This window comes from Streptomyces pseudogriseolus (genome assembly GCA_002154585.1).
Lineage (GTDB): Bacteria > Actinomycetota > Actinomycetes > Streptomycetales > Streptomycetaceae > Streptomyces > Streptomyces pseudogriseolus.
On the sequence record MUNG01000358.1, the window covers coordinates 1 to 18295 of the forward strand.

The 18295-nt window shown below is 72.7% G+C and carries 15 protein-coding genes and 1 pseudogene; 5 read left to right on the forward strand and 11 right to left on the reverse strand.

What is annotated here, in order from left to right:
• The first annotated feature begins 146 nt into the window (after positions 1-146).
• Positions 147-2534 (forward strand): ATP-binding cassette domain-containing protein, encoded by a 2388-nt coding sequence (locus CCN29_RS27250; protein WP_086685245.1) that lies wholly within the window; start codon positions 147-149, stop codon positions 2532-2534.
• Between the two features lie 33 nt (positions 2535-2567).
• Here CCN29_RS27250 and CCN29_RS27255 read toward each other — a convergent pair whose 3' ends face one another.
• Positions 2568-3017, reverse strand: a complete 450-nt coding sequence (locus CCN29_RS27255) for a PPOX class F420-dependent oxidoreductase (protein ID WP_006130715.1) — start codon at positions 3015-3017, stop codon at positions 2568-2570.
• Between the two features lie 48 nt (positions 3018-3065).
• Between CCN29_RS27255 and CCN29_RS27260 the strand changes: the two genes are divergently transcribed.
• On the forward strand, positions 3066-4292 hold the full coding sequence (locus tag CCN29_RS27260; protein WP_006130714.1) for a serine hydrolase domain-containing protein: 1227 nt from the start codon (positions 3066-3068) through the stop codon (positions 4290-4292).
• A 37-nt stretch (positions 4293-4329) separates the two neighbouring features.
• Here CCN29_RS27260 and ribA read toward each other — a convergent pair whose 3' ends face one another.
• A complete protein-coding gene (gene ribA / locus CCN29_RS27265; protein WP_031023966.1) occupies positions 4330-4989 on the reverse strand; it encodes a GTP cyclohydrolase II in 660 nt (219 codons plus the stop codon).
• 42 nt (positions 4990-5031) lie between these two features.
• On the opposite strand from ribA, the gene CCN29_RS27270 reads away from it, so the two are divergent.
• On the forward strand, positions 5032-5799 hold the full coding sequence (locus CCN29_RS27270) for a creatininase family protein (protein WP_078592211.1): 768 nt from the start codon (positions 5032-5034) through the stop codon (positions 5797-5799).
• A gap of 206 nt (positions 5800-6005) precedes the next feature.
• Here CCN29_RS27270 and CCN29_RS27275 read toward each other — a convergent pair.
• The 5 genes and pseudogenes from CCN29_RS27275 to CCN29_RS27295 form a co-directional block, all read right to left on the reverse strand.
• A pseudogene (locus tag CCN29_RS27275) lies at positions 6006-6956 on the reverse strand (lysylphosphatidylglycerol synthase transmembrane domain-containing protein); the annotation flags it as partial.
• The gene (locus CCN29_RS27280; protein WP_086685251.1) at positions 6953-7999 is read right to left on the reverse strand and encodes a class I SAM-dependent methyltransferase; all 1047 of its coding nucleotides are present in this window, start codon (positions 7997-7999) and stop codon (positions 6953-6955) included. The pseudogene CCN29_RS27275 and the gene CCN29_RS27280, both read right to left, overlap by 4 nt.
• On the reverse strand, positions 7996-9258 hold the full coding sequence (locus tag CCN29_RS27285; protein ID WP_442538511.1) for a glycosyltransferase family 4 protein: 1263 nt from the start codon (positions 9256-9258) through the stop codon (positions 7996-7998). Before CCN29_RS27285 ends, CCN29_RS27280 begins: the two co-directional genes overlap by 4 nt.
• The gene (locus CCN29_RS27290; RefSeq protein ID WP_031023974.1) at positions 9255-9653 is read right to left on the reverse strand and encodes a 6-pyruvoyl trahydropterin synthase family protein; all 399 of its coding nucleotides are present in this window, start codon (positions 9651-9653) and stop codon (positions 9255-9257) included. Before CCN29_RS27290 ends, CCN29_RS27285 begins: the two co-directional genes overlap by 4 nt.
• A gap of 114 nt (positions 9654-9767) precedes the next feature.
• Positions 9768-10763, reverse strand: coding sequence for a zinc-dependent alcohol dehydrogenase (locus CCN29_RS27295; RefSeq protein WP_086685254.1), 996 nt, complete (start codon positions 10761-10763; stop codon positions 9768-9770).
• 108 nt (positions 10764-10871) lie between these two features.
• Here CCN29_RS27295 and CCN29_RS27300 point away from each other — a divergent pair, with 108 nt between their 5' ends.
• A complete protein-coding gene (locus CCN29_RS27300; RefSeq protein ID WP_086685257.1) occupies positions 10872-11648 on the forward strand; it encodes a CDP-alcohol phosphatidyltransferase family protein in 777 nt (258 codons plus the stop codon).
• A 54-nt stretch (positions 11649-11702) separates the two neighbouring features.
• Here CCN29_RS27300 and CCN29_RS27305 read toward each other — a convergent pair whose 3' ends face one another.
• Complete coding sequence (locus CCN29_RS27305) at positions 11703-12248, reverse strand: hypothetical protein (protein WP_006130704.1); 546 nt, start codon at positions 12246-12248, stop codon at positions 11703-11705.
• A gap of 238 nt (positions 12249-12486) precedes the next feature.
• Here CCN29_RS27305 and CCN29_RS27310 point away from each other — a divergent pair, with 238 nt between their 5' ends.
• The gene (locus tag CCN29_RS27310; RefSeq protein WP_031023976.1) at positions 12487-13092 is read left to right on the forward strand and encodes an HD domain-containing protein; all 606 of its coding nucleotides are present in this window, start codon (positions 12487-12489) and stop codon (positions 13090-13092) included.
• A 62-nt stretch (positions 13093-13154) separates the two neighbouring features.
• Here the strand turns inward: CCN29_RS27310 and betT are convergent, their stop codons facing one another.
• From betT to CCN29_RS27325, 3 genes are all read right to left on the reverse strand, one after another.
• The gene (betT, locus tag CCN29_RS27315) at positions 13155-15275 is read right to left on the reverse strand and encodes a choline BCCT transporter BetT (protein ID WP_086685260.1); all 2121 of its coding nucleotides are present in this window, start codon (positions 15273-15275) and stop codon (positions 13155-13157) included.
• Positions 15272-16843 (reverse strand): GMC family oxidoreductase, encoded by a 1572-nt coding sequence (locus tag CCN29_RS27320; protein ID WP_086685263.1) that lies wholly within the window; start codon positions 16841-16843, stop codon positions 15272-15274. Before CCN29_RS27320 ends, betT begins: the two co-directional genes overlap by 4 nt.
• A gap of 98 nt (positions 16844-16941) precedes the next feature.
• Positions 16942-18295 (reverse strand): aldehyde dehydrogenase family protein (locus CCN29_RS27325; protein ID WP_086685268.1); only part of this gene is annotated, 1354 nt, incomplete at its 5' end.

An 18295-nucleotide genomic window follows, 5' to 3' on the forward strand; every position in this document is an offset into this window, starting at 1 on the left:
CCGCTGTTGGGGCCGGCCGGTTCCCCGGCCGTGGGCGCGTCGCCACCGGCCGGCCTGCCGCACCATCGCCGTCGGCCGGACCGAGCCGGGGAACGCCGGCGGGGACCGCGACGGCGGACCCGCCCGACGGATGGAGAACCAGGACCATGGTCACGAGCACCGACCCGCGCCAGCCGGGCGGACACGTCGCCGACAGCCACGACCTGATCCGCGTGCACGGCGCGCGCGAGAACAACCTCAAGGACGTCAGCGTCGAGCTGCCCAAGCGCCGCCTGACCGTGTTCACCGGCGTGTCCGGCTCGGGCAAGAGCTCGCTGGTCTTCGACACCGTCGCCGCCGAGTCGCAGCGCCTGATCAACGAGACGTACAGCGCCTTCCTCCAGGGGTTCATGCCGACGCTGGCCCGTCCCGAGGTCGACGTGCTCGAGGGGCTGACCACGGCGATCACCGTCGACCAGCAGCGGATGGGCTCCGACCCGCGCTCCACGGTCGGCACCGCCACCGACGCCAACGCCATGCTGCGCATCCTCTTCAGCCGGCTCGGCAAGCCCTACTTCGGCCCGCCCGGCGCGTTCTCCTTCAACGTGGCCTCCGTGTCGGCGAGCGGCGGCTTCACCGTCGACCGCGGCGCCGACAAGACCCGGACGGAGAAGGTGACCTTCTCCCGCACCGGCGGCATGTGCGTCCGCTGCGAGGGCCGCGGCACCGTCACCGACATCGACCTCACCCAGCTCTACGACGACTCCAAGTCGCTCAACGAGGACCCGTTCACCATCCCCACCTACACCGGCGGCGGCTGGGTGGTGCGCGTCATCACCGAGTCCGGCTTCTTCGACCCGGACAAGCCGATCCGCGAGTACACCAAGAAGGAGCGTCACGACTTCCTGTACCGCGAGCCCACCAAGGTGAAGATCGGCGGGGCCAACCTCACCTACGAGGGGCTGATCCCCAAGCTGCAGAAGTCGATGCTCAGCAAGGACCGGGAGTCGATGCAGCCGCACATCCGGGCCTTCGTGGACCGGGCGGTCACCTTCACCACCTGCCCCGAGTGCGACGGCACCCGGCTCACCGAGGGCGCCCGCTCCTCGAAGATCGGGGGCATCAGCATCGCCGACGCGTGCGCCATGGAGATCAGGGACCTCGCCGAGTGGGTGCGCGGCCTGGACGAGCCGTCCGTGGCGCCGCTGCTCACCGCCCTCCAGCACTCCCTCGACTCGTTCGTGGAGATCGGCCTCGGCTACCTCTCGCTGGACCGGCCGTCCGGCACCCTGTCCGGCGGTGAGGCGCAGCGGGTCAAGATGATCCGGCACCTCGGTTCCTCCCTCACCGACGTCACGTACGTCTTCGACGAGCCCACGATCGGGCTGCACCCGCACGACATCCAGCGGATGAACGGCCTGCTGCTGCGGCTGCGCGACAAGGGCAACACGGTGCTCGTGGTCGAGCACAAGCCGGAGACCATCGCGATCGCCGACCACGTCGTCGACCTGGGGCCCGGCGCCGGCACCGAGGGCGGCACGGTCTGCTACGAAGGGACCGTGGAGGGGCTGCGGGCGAGCGGCACGATCACCGGCCGCCACCTGGACGACCGCGCCTCACTCAAGGACACCGTCCGCAAGCCCACCGGCGCCCTGGAGATCCGCGGCGCCACCGCGAACAACCTGCGGAACGTCGACGTGGACATCCCGCTCGGCGTGCTGACCGTCGTCACGGGCGTGGCCGGCTCCGGCAAGAGCTCCCTGCTGCACGGTTCGATCCCCGCCGACCAGGGCGTGGTCTCGGTGGACCAGGCCCCGATCCGCGGCTCCCGGCGCAGCAACCCGGCGACGTACACCGGGCTGCTGGAGCCCATCCGCAAGGCGTTCGCCAAGGCCAACGGCGTGAAGCCGGCGCTGTTCAGCGCCAACTCCGAGGGCGCCTGCCCCACCTGCAACGGCGCCGGGGTCGTCTTCACCGACCTGGGGATGATGGCCGGCGTCTCCACCACCTGCGAGGACTGCGGCGGCAAGCGGTTCGACGGGTCGGTGCTGGAGTACCGCTTCGGCGGACGCGACATCAGCGAGGTGCTCGGGATGTCGGTGACGGAGGCGGAGGAGTTCTTCCGGGAGGGCGAGGCGCGGCTGCCGGCCGCCCACAAGATCGTGCGGCGGATGGCGGACGTCGGGCTCGGCTACCTCACCCTCGGCCAGCCGCTCACCACCCTCTCCGGAGGTGAGCGGCAGCGCCTGAAGCTCGCCACGCACATGGGCGACAAGGGCGGCGTCTACGTGCTGGACGAGCCGACCACCGGTCTCCACCTCGCCGACGTCGAGCAGCTCCTCGGGCTGCTGGACCGGCTGGTCGACTCCGGCAAGTCGGTGATCGTGATCGAGCACCACCAGGCCGTCATGGCGCACGCCGACTGGATCATCGACCTGGGTCCGGGCGCCGGCCACGACGGCGGGCGGATCGTCTTCGAGGGCACCCCGGCCGAGCTGGTCGCGGCCCGCTCCACGCTGACCGGCGAGCACCTCGCCGAGTACGTGGGCGCCTGACATCGAGGCCGGGCGGCGCCGGGGTGCTCCCTCTCAGGCCCCGGCGTCCCGGCGCGGGATGCCGTACGCCCGTTCGACGTGCAGCCGGAGCACCAGCCTGCGGTCGCGGACCATCGCCGCCCGGTAGTCCTCCCAGTCCGGGTGCTCGCCGTTGACGTCCCGGTAGAGCCGGATCAGCTCCTCCACCGTCTCGTCGTACGGCTGCCCGGCGACCGGCGTCAGCTCGGCGGTGCCCTCGGCCACGGTGTAGGCCCAGCGGTCCTGGGTGGTGACGTGGTAGGACGCCCGGGGGTCGCGCCGCAGGTTGCGGGTCTTCGCCCGGTCGTCGGTGAGGGAGACGCGGATGACGCGCTCGTCGGGGTAGTAGGCGTGCGTGACGTTGGACAGCTGGGGCCGTCCGTCGCGTTTCAGCGTGACGAGCACGCCGCCGTGCCCCTCGGTGAGCAGGGCGAGCAGTGCATTCTGTTCTGCGTCCTGGGTCATGCTTGGATCAACGGCCCACACCGGGCCGGCGTTCCCCGGAGGTGTGCGATGGCGGTGCTGCGGCAGGAGGCCGATCCCGGCGAGGCCGGGCTGGACCCGGACGCGCTGGCGCGGCTCGACCGGGAGCTGGCCCGCCGGGTCGACGACGGGGAGATGCCCGGTTTCCTGGTCTCCGTCGCCCGCGCGGGGCGCGTCGCGCATCTGACGGCGTACGGGGCGCGGGACGTGGCGGCCGGTCTGCCCGTGGAGAGCGACACCTTGTGGCGTATCTACTCCATGACCAAGCCGGTGACCACCGTGGGCGCGCTGATGCTGGTGGAGGACGGGCTGCTGTCCCTCGACGACGAGGTGGGCCGGCACCTCCCGGCGTTCGCGGAGCCGCGTGTGTACGTGGACGGCGCGGGCGACCAGGTGCGCACCCGCCCGGCGTCCGGCCCGCTGCTGGTACGGCATCTGATGACGCACACGGCCGGGCTGACGTTCGCCTTCTACCACGCCCACCCGGTCGACGCCCTGTACCGCGCGGCCGGGCTGGACTCGTCGGTGGCGCCCGGCACGGACCTCGCCGGGACGACCGACGTGTACGCGAGCCTGCCGCTGATGTTCGACCCCGGCACTCGGTGGAACTACTCGGTCGCCACCAACGTGCTCGGCCGGATCGTCGAGGTCGTCTCCGGCCGCCCACTCGACGCGTACCTGACCGAGCGCGTGTTCCGGCCGCTCGGCATGGAGGACGCCGGGTTCGAGGTGAGCGACGCGCAGGCGGAGCGGCTCGCGGAACTGTACGGCGAGACGGACGACGGGGACCTCGAGCCGATCGACGGGCTGCCGCTGCGGGGCCGCCCCCGCTTCCTGTCCGGCAGCGGCGGCATGGTGGCCTCCGCCCACGACATGCACCGCTTCATGGAACTGCTGCGCCGCCACGGCGAACTCGACGGCACGCGGCTGCTCCGACCGGAGACGGTCCGGCTGATGACCCGCAACCACCTCCCGGGCGGCGCCGATCTGCGCACCGCCGGCGTCCCCCCGCACGACGACCCCGGCAACGAGGGCGTCGGGTTCGGCCTCGGCGTCTCCGTGGTCGTCGACCCCTCACGCACCCGGGAACCGTCCGGCCTCGGCGCCTACGGCTGGAGCGGGGTGGCCACCACGACCTTCTGGGTCGACCCCGGCCGCGACCTGACCGTGCAGTTCTACACGCAGGTGCGGCCCAGGTCCTCCCACACCGTCTACCGCGACCTCAGACGGCTGGTGCACGAGGCACTCACCGACTGACCTGCCCGCCGCGGCGGTTCCACCGGCCGGCGGGGCGTCAGGACAGGTGCCCGACCGCGTCCAGGTGCGGGAGGTGGTGGTCGAGCCGCTCCCGTTTGGTGCGCAGGTAGGTGATGTTGCTCTCGCACGGCTCGATCAGCAGCGGCACCTGCTCGTCGACCTCCACGCCGTGCCGCACGAGCGCCTCGCGCTTGCGCGGGTTGTTGGACATCAGCCGTACCGACCGCACGCCCAGGTCCTTCAGCATCCCGGCGGCCACGGCGTAGTCGCGGGCGTCGACCGGCAGTCCGAGCGCCAGGTTCGCCTCCACGGTGTCCAGGCCCTCCGCCTGGAGCGCCATCGCGCGCAGCTTGGCGAGCAGACCGATGCCGCGGCCCTCGTGGCCCCTCAAGTAGACGACGACGCCCGCCCCTTCGGCGACGACCGCGCGCAGCGCCGCGGCCAGCTGGTCGCCGCACTCGCAGTGCTGGGAGCCGAAGGCGTCGCCCGTGAGGCACTCCGAGTGCAGCCGGGTGAGCACCCGGTCCGAGCCCAGGTCGCCGTACACGAGCGCCACTTGTTCGTCACCGCGGTCGTGGTCCAGGTAACCGATCGCCTGGAACTTCCCGTACACGGTGGGCAGCGGCGCATTCACGACGCGCTCCACACCGGTCCGCCGCTGAGGCTGCTTGCCGAGTACGCCTATTTTTTCTGTCATGATTCTCGAGTTCCTAAGCAGAGACGAAAGGCCGTGACGGATATGGGTGGTTCACACGAGCGGTCGGCGGCATACGGCCCGGTGCACGGTCTGTTGCCGGCGGATACTACTGAGGATGTACGGACGCGGGGAGCCGGTGTCTCACGTCAGATCGCGGTACTTCCGGTCGGAAGCCATGAACAGCACGGCCCCTTCCTGCCGTTGGCGACGGACACCCTGGTCGCCTGCGCGATCGCGCGGGCCGTCGCCGACTCCCACCCCGTGCACCTCCTTCCCCCGGTGACCATCTCCTGCTCGCACGAGCACGCGGCCTGGCCGGGCACGGTGTCCATCTCCTCCGTGACCCTGCACGCGGTGGTGCGGGACATCGCCGACTCCCTGCGCCGCTCGGGCGTCGACACGCTCGTGCTGGTCAACGGGCACGGCGGCAACTACGTGCTGGGCAACGTCGTCCAGGAGGCGTCCGCGCGCGGTGAGCGGATGGCGCTCTTCCCGGCCCCGGAGGACTGGGAGGCGGCACGGGTGCGCGCCGGGGTCGTCACGTCGCTGCTGACGGACATGCACGCGGGCGAAATCGAGACGTCGATTCTTCTCCACACTTCTCCCGAGGTTCTCCGTCCCGGTTACGAGACGTCCGACCACGTTTCGGACGACCGGCGTCATCTGCTCACCACCGGAATGTCCGCCTATACGGATTCCGGCGTCATCGGCCGGCCTTCGCTGGGCACCGCGGAAAAGGGCAGGGAACTCCTCGCGAGCCTGGCGGATTCCTTCGGCGCGTATTTCTCGCTTCTGACCTCCGACAGCTGAGCGGGAATCCGGACGAGGAGTCCCTGCCGGTCCGGCCCCGGTGTCCCCGTCTCCCGGGCGAGCGGGCGGGGTTCCATGACGGCCGGTTCCGGGACGGCCCGCGTGGCCGCCGTGGAGTGTGCGGGGTCGGCCGTGCGGCGGTCACGGGCGGCCGTGTACCACCGCGCCACCAGCACCACCGCTCCCGGCAGGCTGGCCGCCAGGCTGAGCACCCCGTACACCACGGCGACCGTCAGCCCCCGTCCCGCGCCGAGACCCGCCGCGCCGAACGCCCACGCGGCGACGCCCTCCCGCGGCCCCCAGCCGCCCACGTTCAGCGGCAGGCTCATCGCCAGCAGCGCCAGCAGCGCGAGCGGCAGCAGCTGCGCCACCGACGCCCCGGCCCCGGCGACGTCCGCGGCGAGCACGAACATGGCCACGTACCCGGCGAGCACCACCACCGACGACACGAGCACGCCCGGCGCGGTGCTCCGCGAGAACAGCGCCTGCCGCGCCTCACCGAGCAGCCCGCGCACCACGCGGGGCTTCCGCCCGGACGGCGCCCGGTTCATCCGCAGGGCCAGCACCACCGCGCAGGCCCCCAGCAGTCCGAGCCCGGCCGGCAGGGCGGTCTGGCGCATCTGGTCGTGGACCGGGGAGGGCATGGTCAGCAGGACCGCTCCCCCGGCGGCGAACAGCGCGAGCTGCCCGGCGGTCCGCTCCAGCACCACCGCCCGTACGCCCCGCCCGAGGTCACCGGCGTCCTGACCGTGCCGCACGGCCCGGTGCACGTCGCCGAGGACGCCGCCGGGCAGCGCCGCGTTGAGGAACAGCGCCCGGTAGTAGTCCGCCACGGCCGCGCCGAACGGCAGCCGGATGCCGATGCCGCGCGCCACCAGCGCCCAGCGCCAGGCGCTGAACACGGTGGTCACCAGCCCGATGCCGAGCGCGGCGGCCAGCGTGGACGCGTCGATGCGCCGCACCCCGTCGACGAAGGCGCCGGTGCCGAGCCGCCAGAACAGCACGGCGAGGATGACGACACCGGCGAGCGTGCCGAGGCGGGTGCGCACGGCGGGACCGCCGAACCGTCCGAGCAGCCGGCGGACGCCGCCCCTGCCCGCCGGCGCCTCCGCCGTGGGCGTCTCCGCCCCGGCCGTCTCCCCCGTGTGCGTGCTCATGCGCCGCCGTCCACCGGGCGGCACAGGGCGAGCAGGTCGGTGTGGTGCACGACCACCCGCAGCTTCCCCGCCGCGCAGGCGTCGAGGCGCTCGGCCAGATAGGCGGTGGCACGCTCCGCCAGCTCCGGCCGCTCCTCCACCGCCGCGCCGACCCAGCCGCGCAGCCACTGCTCGGTCAGGGCGGCGTCCTCCGGGCCGAGCCGCCACGGGCTGGGGTTCAGCCGTACGGTCGCGCCGTGCTCGGTGAACGCCTCGGCGGCGGCGGTGACCGCGTCCGGGCCGAGGAGCCCGCCGCGGCGCTGGTGGGCGTTGAACGCCTCGGTGATCTCCGTGTCCAGCGGGTGCTGCTCCGTCAGCTCCACGCGTCCGGCCACCGACAGGGTGAGCAGCGCGGGGCAGCCGGCTCCCGCGCAGGCGGCGGCCAGCGCGCCGACCTCCTCGCGGGTGAGGACGTCGAGCAGCGCGGACGCCGTCACCAGGGAGGCTCCGGCCAGCGCGTCCGAAGTGAGCCGGGCGACGTCGCCGCGCCGGGTCTCGACGGTGACATGACTGCCGTCGGCGGCGGAGCGCGGGGAGGCCACCGCGGCGAAGTGCAGCAGATAGGGGTCGCGGTCGTGCAGCACCCAGTGCTGCGTGCCGTCCAGACGGGGCGCCAGCCAGCGTCCCATGGAGCCGGTGCCGCAGCCGATGTCGTGCACGACGAGTCCGCCGCCGGCCCGTCCGGGCAGGTTGGCGAGCCGGATCCGCAGCGGGTCCAGCAGGTCGTAGGAGCGGGCGGCGGCGTCGGCCGGTTCGCGCAGCTGGAGCCACTCGGGCGCGTAGCGGGGCGGCTCCTCCTCGCCGGTGTCCCGCAGCCGCACGGTGGCCCGTTCGCCGGGGCGGGGTCCGGCCGGTCCGGCGCCGGGGATGACGGACGCGCCGTCTGTGGAGCCGCTGGGTGCCATGTCGCTCCCTGGCGTCGCGGGCGCCGCGCCGGTGACGTCCCGGGGTCCGGGCTGGGCCGGGATCGCGGCGGCGGCCTGGGTGGTGGTCGGTCGTGTCATGCCGCCCTCCCGGACGCGGTGGGGAGCCGGCGCAGGACTCCCGCGAGACTCTGTGCCGTGCCGGCCCAGCCGCCGAGCGCGGCCCGCCGGCCGCGGGCGGCCGCCTTCAGCCGCCGCCGTACGTCGGCCTCGCCGAACCAGCCGCGCAGTTCGGCGGCGATCGCGGCCGGGTTCTCCGGCGGGACGAGGATGCCGGGCACGCCGCCGTCGGGGGCGCGGCCGACGGCCTCGGGCAGTCCGCCGACGTCGGTCGCCAGCACGGGGATGCCGCGGGCCAGGGCCTCGGTGACGGCCATGCCGTAGGTCTCGGCGTAGGAGGTGAGGACCATCAGGTCGGCGGCGGCGTAGGCGGCGTCGAGTTCGGCGCCGGACTTCGGCCCGGTCAGCTCCAGGCGGTCCTGAAGACCGTGGTCGCGGACGAGGCCGCGCAGGTGGGCGACGTACTCGGGGTCGTGTCCGAGTCCGCCGACCAGGGAGCAGGTCCACGGCAGGTCGGTCACCGTCGCCAGCGCCTCCACCAGCCGGTGCTGGCCCTTGCGCGGGGTGACCGCGGCGACGCACACCAGGTGCGAGACGCCGTCGGTGCCCGGGGCGAGGGGCGCGATGTCGGCGCCGGGAGCGGCGACATGCACGCGATCGGGGGCGAGCCCGTGGTGGGAGACGAGCCGGCGCACCGCCCACTCGCTGGTGGCGACGACGGCGGGCACGGCCCGCAGCACCGCGCGCTCACGGGCGTCCAGTTCGGCGGCGACGGCCGCGTCCAGGCCGGTCTCGTCGCCGAGCGGCAGGTGGACGAGCACCACCATGTGCAGGCGCCCCGCCTCCGCCTCGGGCACGATCACCTCGGGCACCCCGCAGGCGACCAGCCCGTCGAGCAGGACGACCGCGCCGTCGGGCAGTTCGCGCAGGGTGCGGGCGAGTGCGTCGCGGGCGGCCGCGTCGGGGCGGGGCCAGTCACCGGGGACCGGGTGCCGGTGCGCCTGCCAGCCGAAGCCGGGCAGGTCCAGGCACACGCGCCGGTCGTAGGCGTTGCCGCCGCTCGGGGCGGAGCGGTCGTCGACCCCGCCGGGCATCACGAAGTGCACGGAGCGCAGGGACATGGGGATGATCCCGCCGTTCCTCCGGAAGGACGCCTGCACGGGCACGTAGTCCAGGCGGCCGGCGCCGCCTCGGCCTGCCGTCCGGGTGGTGGTGTCGAGCGTCCTGCCGGTCGTCGTCTCGGTCGTGCCGGCAGTGGTGCCGACGGTCGTGTCGGTCACAGCGCACGCTCGTAACTCGCCCAGGCGATGTGCGACTCGTGCAGGGTGACGGAGATCCGCGCGATGCCCTTGGCCCCCTCCCCGAGCGCTCCCTTGTGGATGCGCTCGGCGAGCCGGTCGGCGATGACCTTTGCCAGGTACTCGGTGGACGTGTTCACCCCGGCGAAGTCGGGCTCGTTGTCGAGGTTGCGGTAGTTCAGCTCTCCCACGACGGCCCCGAGTTCCTGCGTGGCCAGGCCGATGTCGACGACGATGTTGTCCTCGTCCAGCTGTTCGCGCCGGAAGGTGGCGTCCACGAGGAACGTGGCCCCGTGCAGGCGCTGGGCCGGTCCGAAGACCTCGCCGCGGAAGCTGTGGGCGATCATGATGTGATCGCGGACGGTGATGCTGAACAACGGACGACCCTCCAGGTGCGGCGCGTCTGTTCCCCGCCGGTCTGGAGGCGGGGATGTCGAGTAGTACGGCTGGCTTCCTTCCCGTGTTCAGCGTCGGTCGTGTCTTTTCTCAGGTCAGGCGTGTGCGCCCGCTCCGGGGTCGTCGTAGCGCACCCGGTGGCACAGCGCGGGGAGTTCGCCGGAGGCGAGGCGGGGCATCAGGGCGGGCAGGTCCTCGAAGGGCGACTCGCCCGTGACAAGGGAGTCGAGAGCGGGGTCGGCGAGCAGGTCGAGGGCGAGGGCGAGGCGGTCCCCGTAACCGCGGTGCGCGCGGGCCGGGGAGACGGTGCCGACCTGGCTGCCGCGGACGGTCAGCCGCCGGGAGTGGAACGCCTCGCCCAGCGGCACGCTCACGCTCCGGTCGCCGTACCAGCTGAGCTCGACGACCGTGCCCTCGGGCCGCAGCAGCTCCAGCGCGCGGGCGAGCCCCTGCTCGGTGGCGCTGGCGTGCACCACCAGGTCGCACTCTCCGTCGGCGTCCGCGGGCAGGGCGAAGCCCACTCCCAGGGCCTTCGCGGTCGCGGCCCGCGCGGGGTCGGCGTCGACGAGCTGGACGCGCACGCCGGGGAAGCGGGCGAGCAGCGCGGCCACCGAGCAGCCGACCATCCCGCCGCCGACCACCGCGATCCGGTCGCCGACCAGGGGCGCCGCGTCCCAGAGGGCGTTGACGGCGGTCTCCACGGTGCCGGCGAGCACCGCCCGCCCGGCCGGCACCGACTCGGGCACGGGTGTCACGGCCGCCGCCGGCACCACGTACCGCGTCTGGTGCGGGTACAGGCAGAACACCGTCCGCCCGGTGAGCGACGGCGGCCCCTCCTCGACCACGCCGACGCTCAGGTAGCCGTACTTCACCGGTCCGGGGAAGTCGCCCTCCTGGAACGGCGCCCGCATCGCGCCGTGCTGACTTTCCGGCACCCCTCCGCGGAACACGAGCGTCTCCGTGCCCCGGCTGACACCCGAGTACAGGGCGCGCACCAGGACCTCGTCCGGGCCCGGCTCCGGCAGGTCCACGTCACGGATCTCGCCCCGGCCAGGTGAGTCGAGCCAGAACGCACGTGCGGCGCGGTTCATCGAAGTCCTCCTGAACGATCGGGATCCTGCGCGCGTACGGAGTGGTGCACAGGCCGCGCACAAGGTAGCGGCGTTGATCGACTCTGTCACACGGCCGGAGGGTGTTCGGTGGCCCTGAACAACACGTACGACGCGAGGCTCGTCCAGCAGGAGACCGCTCTGGGAGCGGGCGTACAGATCCTGCTGCTGGCCCTGATCGGTACCGCGATCGGCATGGGCCCCGCGGGCTGGGCCACGGGCCTCGCGTTCGCGATCGCCACCTGGGCGGTGCTGTCCCGGGCCCTGCACCGGGCGGGGTCGCGCACCTTCGGCCCGGCGAACCGGGTCACCCTCGGCCGGGCCACCCTCGTCGGCGGGGTGACCGCGCTGGTCGCGGACTCGTTCCAGGACTCACCTCCTGTCTCCCTCTTCGTCGGCCTGACGGCCGTGGCCCTCATCCTCGACGGCGTCGACGGCAAGGTCGCCCGCAGGACCGGCACCTCGACGGCGCTGGGCGCCCGCTTCGACATGGAGGTCGACGCCTTCCTGATCCTGGTGCTCAGCGTGTACGTGTCGATGGCGATGGGCCCCTGGGTGCTGCTGATCGGCGCCATGCGCTACGTGTTCGTCGCCGCCGCCCGGGTGTGGCCGTGGCTGACCGCGCCGCTCCCGCCGAGCACGGCTCGCAAGACGGTCGCGGCGCTCCAGGGCGTGCTGCTGCTGGTGGCGGCCTCCGCGCTCCTTCCTCACCTGGTCAACGTCGGCGTCGTGGCCCTGGCCCTCGGCCTGCTGGTGTGGTCGTTCGGCCGGGACGTGCTGTGGCTGTACCGCACCCACCGGGCGACCCAGGCGGGGCCGGCGGCAGCGGCCGGGCGCAGGGCGCCGCGGGAACTGGTGACGAGCTGACGCCCCGTCGGACGGACAGCGCGCGTCACACACCCGCGCGCCCTCGTCACCCCGCTACTCGATCCCTGTGGCGTCCAGCAGCCGCACCAGCTCCTTCCGCCCGTACCCGAGCCGTCTCGACCGGTGCGCGGCCGTCAGCACCAGATGCGCCACCCGCGCGGCCGCGTCACCGCTCCGCACCTCGGCGTCCGGCCACTCCTCCGGTCTCCCGGCCACCCGCAGGCCGTTCATCACCAGCCCGTGGTCGCGCCGGATCTCCGCGACCGTGGCCGCCACGGCGTCCAGCAGCGTCTTTCCGGGGCGCTCGCACTCCAGGGCGAAGTGCCCGTGGCCGGCAGGCACGCAGCCTTCGGGCGGCCTCTCCCGCAGCCCCGCGTACCGCTCGTCCTCGAAGCCGCAGCTCCCGTCCTCCTCGTGGGTCAGCAGGAAGCGGTGGTGTCCCGGCGGGAGGGGAGGCGGCGGGGGCGTGTACTCCCAGCCCGCGTCCTCGTACAACTGCCGCTTCACCTCCTCCTCGTCGGCATGCGTCACGGTGAAGCCGTTGGTCTCGTTGCGTCCGGTGACCGTGCCGTCGGCGTTCCGCAGGAACTGAAGCGTCATGGTGTCTCCCCCGTCGTCGGTGCCTCGCGGGGGCGACGACCGCCCCCGTCACCCCGTCGAACGGCCCGCGGGACCGCCCAGTGCCCGCTTCGGGCGTTATCACCGGATCGCGTGAAAGGGGCGACGGTGGGAACTCTTCCGCTTCTGGTGACTCTTCCGCATCCTCCGGCGAGACGCTGAGGCTCCCGGCCCGGCAACTCCTCCACCCGCTTCCACCTGCGGTTGTTACGCTCCCCGGATGAGGATTCCGGGACCCGAAGAGATCCGCGCGCTGCACGAGACGCACGCGCCGACGGCCGAGGCGTTCGCCTCCGTCCACCGCCACTGCGAGATCGTCTGGAGCGTCGCCGAGCAGTTGCTGGCGTCGCCGCACCTCGCCCACCTCGACGCGGAACTGGTCCGGGCCGGCTGCCTCCTGCACGACATCGGCGTCCACCGTCTCTACGACGACGAGGGACGGCTGGATCACAAGAACTACATCCGGCACGGCCTGCTCGGCCAGGAACTCCTGGAGAGCGAGGGCTTCCCCGCCGCCCTGTGCCGCTTCTGCTCCCACCACACCGGTGTCGGACTGACCCGGCAGGACGTCGTGCGCCAGAACCTCCCCGTCCCGCCCGCCGACTATCTGGCGGAGACGCCGGAGGAGCGGCTGGTGATGTACGCGGACAAGTTCCACTCCAAGTCGCACCCCGACCGGTTCCTCTCCCCCGACGAGTACGCCTCCCACGTCCGCCGCTTCGGCGAGGACAAGGTGACCGCCTTCCAGGCCCTGCGCGACGAGTTCGGCGACCCGGACCTCACCCGCCTCACACCGGAGGTGGAACAGCCGCCCGTCGCCGGCTGACACCGGGCCTGCGACTGCCGCCCCTCGCCAACTGACTACAGGCGGCGACGCGAGACCGCCCCTCACCCCTCCGGCAGGTGCGCGTCCGGTGCGTCCGGGCGGTGGTCGGGGAGGTTGGAGCGGGTGGACGCGTCGTGGCGCACCCGCAGGAACTCCAGGTACCGCTCGTACTGGTCGAGGGCGTCGGCGATGAGCTGCTCCTTGGTGTACCCCATCACGTCGTAGTCCTGGTTGCCCTCGGCGAGACGGACCTCGAACCGCACGTAGGTGTCGCGTTCCTCGACCGACCGGATGGCGAAGGCGGGGGTGGGGCGCTCGACGGGCCACACCTCGTAGAGGAACACGTCGTCCTCGCCGACCGGCACGCGCAGGCCGACATGGGTGAGGCCGCTGTCCTCGACGGTGCCCTCGACCGTCTCCGCCTCGGCTCCCTGCTGCCGCAGTTCCTGCGTCACCTCCGCGGAGGCGGGCCGGGCCACGTGGTCCACGAACCGCGCGGCCGCCCGCCGACCGGGGAACGACATCGCGCGCGCCAGCCGGTGCCGCCAGTTCGGCGCGCCGTGCGGTCCCTGCGGCACCGTGCGTCCGGAGAGCGAGCCGGGCAGCGTGGTGACGCGTGCCTCGGCCTTCATCCCCTCGGTCCTCAGGGCGAGATAGAGCCCCGCCATGATCAGGAACATCACGAAGGAGAAGGGCAGGCCCATGATGATGGTGGCGTTGGTGAGTGCCTGCACACCGCCGACGATGAGCATGGCGAGGGTGAGCAGACCGGTCGCCACCGCCCAGAAGATGCGCAGGTACGTCGGCGCGTCGGTCATCGGGGTGGGCAGGTCGGCGCTGAGGTTGCCCATCACCAGGGCGCCGGAGTCGGCGGAGGTGACGTACAGCAGCAGGCCGACGAAGGTGGCGAGTCCGGCGCTGAACGTGAAGCCGGGGAACTGCTCGAGCAGGCTGTAGAAGCCCTGTTCGGGGACGTTCATGGCGATCTCGCCGAACTCGGTGTTGCCGTCGCGCACCAGGAACAGGGCGCTGTTGCCGAAGATCGCCAGGAAGAGCCCGGTGAAGAGGAACGGGATGACCAGCGTCGCCGCGACGAACTCGCGCAGCGTGCGGCCGCGGGAGATGCGCGCCAGGAACAGGCCGACGAACGGCGCCCAGGCGACCCACCACGCCCAGAAGAACAGCGTCCACGCGTCGAGCCACTCGGTGGGCTGGTCGTAGGCGAAGGTGTTCAGGGTCATCGAGGGGAAGCCGCTGACGTAGTCGCCGACGTTCTGCACGATGGCGTTGAGCAGCCGGAACGGCTCGCCGACGACGAGGATGTAGAACATCAGCAGGGCGGCGAGCATGATGTTGAGCTGGGACAGCCGGCGGATGCCCTTGTCGACGCCGGAGACCGCGGACACGGTGGCCATGCCCACCGCGATGACGATGAGCGCGATCTGCGCGGTCAGCCCCTCCGGGACGTCGAAGAGCGCCTTCAGGCCGTAGTTGAGCTGTACCACGCCGATGCCCAGGGTGACGCCGATGCCGAAGACGGTGCCGATGATGGCGGCGAGGTCGACGGTGTCGCCGATCCGGCCGTGGATGCGGCGTCCGATGATCGGGTACAGCGCGGAGCGGATGGCCAGCGGCAGCCGGTAGCGGAAGGAGAAGTAGCCGAGCGCCATGCCCATCAGCGCGTACATGCCCCAGCCGGTGATGCCGTAGTGGAACAGCGTCCAGACCACCGCCTGCCGGGCGGCCGCCAGCGTCTCGGGGTCGCCCTCGGGCGGCGCGAGGTAGTGGCTGACCGGGCCCGACACCGAGAAGAACATCAGGTCGATGCCGATGCCCGCCGCGAACAGCATCGACCCCCAGGTGAACAGGCCGTAGTCGGGCCGGGAGTGCTTGGGGCCCAGCTTGACGGCGCCGTACTTGGACGCGGCGACGAACACCACGAACAGCAGGTAGAGGGTGGCGGCGAGGAAGTAGTACCAGCCGAACCAGGCGGAGATCCTGCCGACGACGACACCGATGGCGTGCTCGGCGCCCGACGGGGTGACGATCGCCCAGAGGGAGATCGCCAGGACGAGAAGGGCCGCGCCGAAGAAGACGACGGGCTTGAGACGGACCGGGCCGGACGGCTCGTCGTCGGACGGGACGTCCTCCGGCGCGCCGGCGCCCTTCTCCCCCACGGTCACCGCGTCGCCGCCCGGCCGTCCGGACCGGGCCGTCCGGTCATGAGGTCGGCGGCGCGTTCGGCGGCGAGCAGCACCGTCACCATGGGGTTGATGGTGGGCATCGTCGGGAACACCGAGGCGTCGACGACGCGCACGCCCTCGGCGCCGCGCAGCCGCAGCTCCGGGTCGCACACGGCCGTCGGGTCGTCGGCGGCGCCCATCCGGCAGGTGCCCGCGGGGTGGTAGACGGTGTGGGCGACGCGGCGACCGTACTCCGACAGGGCGGCGTCGGAGGTGACGTCGGGCCCGGGCGCCACCTCACGCACCAGCCAGTCCTTCAGCGGGTCGGTCGCGGCGATCTCGCGGGCCACCTTGAGCCCTTCGACGATCGTGCGCTCGTCGTGGCCCTCGGGATCGGTGAAGTAGCGGAAGTCCAGGGCGGGATGCTCGGACGGGTTCGAACTGCGCAGCCACATACGGCCGGTGGAGCGGGCGCGGGGCACGTTCGGCGTCATGCACACCCCGTGCTCCGGGACCGGGTAGCCGAGCCGTTCGGTGTTGACGGTGAACGGCACCTGGTAGAAGTGGAACATCAGGTCGGGCCGCGGCTGGCTCTTGTCCATGCGCAGGAACAGGCCCGCGTCGGAGTCCATCGCGGAGTTGGGCGGCAGCGGGCCGCGCGTCTCCCAGACGATCACCGACTCGGGGTGGTCCAGCAGGTTCTCCCCCACGCCGGGCAGGTCGACGCTCACGTCGATGCCGAGACGCCGCAGGTCGTCGGCGGGACCGATGCCGGACAGCATCAGCAGCCGCGGGGTGTCGATCGCCCCCGCGCACAGCAGCAGTTCACGGGTCGCGCGTACGGTGGCGGGCTCGCCGTCGGCGCCGCGCACCGCGACCCGGGTGAGCCGTCCGTCCTCGTCGGTGAGCAGCCGGTGCGCCCAGGTCTCCAGCATGAGCGTGAGGTTGGGGCGGTCGAGGACGGGGTGCAGATAGGCGACGGAGGCGGAGGAACGCAGGTTGCCCTCCGGCTCGTAGGCGAGGGAGAAGAAGCCGGTGCCGTCGGCGAAGGGCTCGGCGTTGAAGTCGTCGACGACGGGGACGCCGGTGGCGCGGGCGGCGGCGGTGACGAAGTCCTTGGCGATGGGATTCCGGTCGGCCTCCGCCACCGGGACGATGGTGGTCCGCAGCCGGTCGCGGTACGGCAGGATCGTGCCCGGGTCCCAGCCGGCGCAGCCGGCGGCCACCCAGTCGTCGAGGTCCTGCGGCAGCGGCAGGAAGCTGATCAGGGTGTTGTGCGAGGAGCAGCCGCCGAGGACGCGGGCCCGCGAGTGCAGGATGTGGGAGTTGCCGCGCGGCTGTTCGACGGTGGTGTAGCCGTAGTCGAACTCCGAGCCGAGCAGGTTGATCCAGTTGCGCAGGCGCAGAATGCGGTCGTCGCCCACGTCGCTGGGTCCGCCTTCGACGACGCAGACGCGGCAGTCGGGGTCCTCGCTGAGCCGTGCGGCGAGCACACAGCCGGCGGTGCCGCCGCCGACGATGACGTAGTCGTAGTCCGACTCCGCGCCGTGAGGGGTGGTGGAGGCCATGGGCTGCCTTTCTTCGGGACCGTGGGGTGGGGGAAGGGCCGGCGTGACGCGGCTCGAGTGCGGAGCATGAGTGCCGCGGCCCGAGTGACGCCGTCGGGTCAGCTGCCGCCGCTCGTGCCCTTGAACCAGCCGGAGGGTCCCGGGGCGAGGTTCTGGTAGATGTGCTTGGCCTCCTGGTACTCGCGCAGGCCCGTGGGCCCGAGCTCGCGCCCGACGCCGGAGCGGCCGAAGCCGCCCCATTCGGCCTGCGGCACATAGGGGTGGAAGTCGTTGATCCACACGGTGCCGTGCCGCAGCCGCTGCGCGACGCGCTGCGCGCGGCTCGCCTCGGACGTCCAGACGCCGCCGGCCAGCCCGTAGCGGGTGTCGTTGGCGAGTTCCACGGCCTCGTCCTCGGTGCGGAACCGTTCGACGGTGACCACCGGGCCGAACACCTCCTCCTGCACGATGCGCATGGACCGGTCGCAGTCGGCGAAGATCGTCGGCAGCAGGAAGTAGCCGCGGCTCAGGGCGGGGTCGTCGGGGCGGGCGCCGCCGGTGACGAGCCGGGCGCCCTCCTCCTTGCCGAGGGCGATGTAGCGCTCGACCTTCTCCCGGTGCTCGGCGGAGCTGAGCGGCCCGCTCTCGGTGCCCTCCTCCAGGCCGTTGCCCAGCCGGATCTGCCGGGCACGCTCGGCGAACGCCTCGACGAACCGGTCGTGCAGCGAGTCCTCCACCAGCAGGCGTGACCCGGCGGAGCAGACCTGACCGGCGTGCAGGAAGGCGGCGTCGAGCGCATAGTCGACGGCGGCCTCGAAGTCGGCGTCCGTGAAAACGATGTTGGGGTTCTTGCCACCGAGTTCCAGGGCGATGTTCTTCGGCCCCTCGGCCGCGGCCGCCATGATGGCGCGCCCGGTGGCCAGGCCGCCGGTGAAGGACACCAGGTCGACCTCGGGGTGGGAGGTCATGGCCGCGCCGACGGTCGCGCCGGAGCCGAGGACGAGGTTGGCGACGCCTCGCGGGGCGCCCGCCTCCTCGATCAGCCGGAACAGGGCGACGGTGGTGAGCGGGGTGATCTCGCTCGGTTTGAGGACGATGGTGTTGCCGGCCGCCAGCGCGGGCGCGACCTTCCACGAGGCCTGCAGCAGCGGGTAGTTCCACGGGGCGATGAGGGCGCACACACCGACGGGCTGGTACACGACACGGCTGAGGACGTCGGGGCCCACGTCGACGACCCGCCCTCCGTCCTTGCCGGCCAGCTCCGCGAAGTAGCGGAAGGCGTTCGCCACGTCCTCCACGTCGAAGCGGCCCTCGGCCAGCGTCTTGCCGGTGTCGAGGGTCTCGGTGCGGGCGATCTCGTCGATGTCGCGCAGCAGCAGGTCGTGCACCCGCATCAGCAGGTCGGCACGGCGCCGGGTGGGGGCGTTCGCCCAGTCCTCCTCGTCGAAGGCACGGCGGGCGGCCCGCACCGCC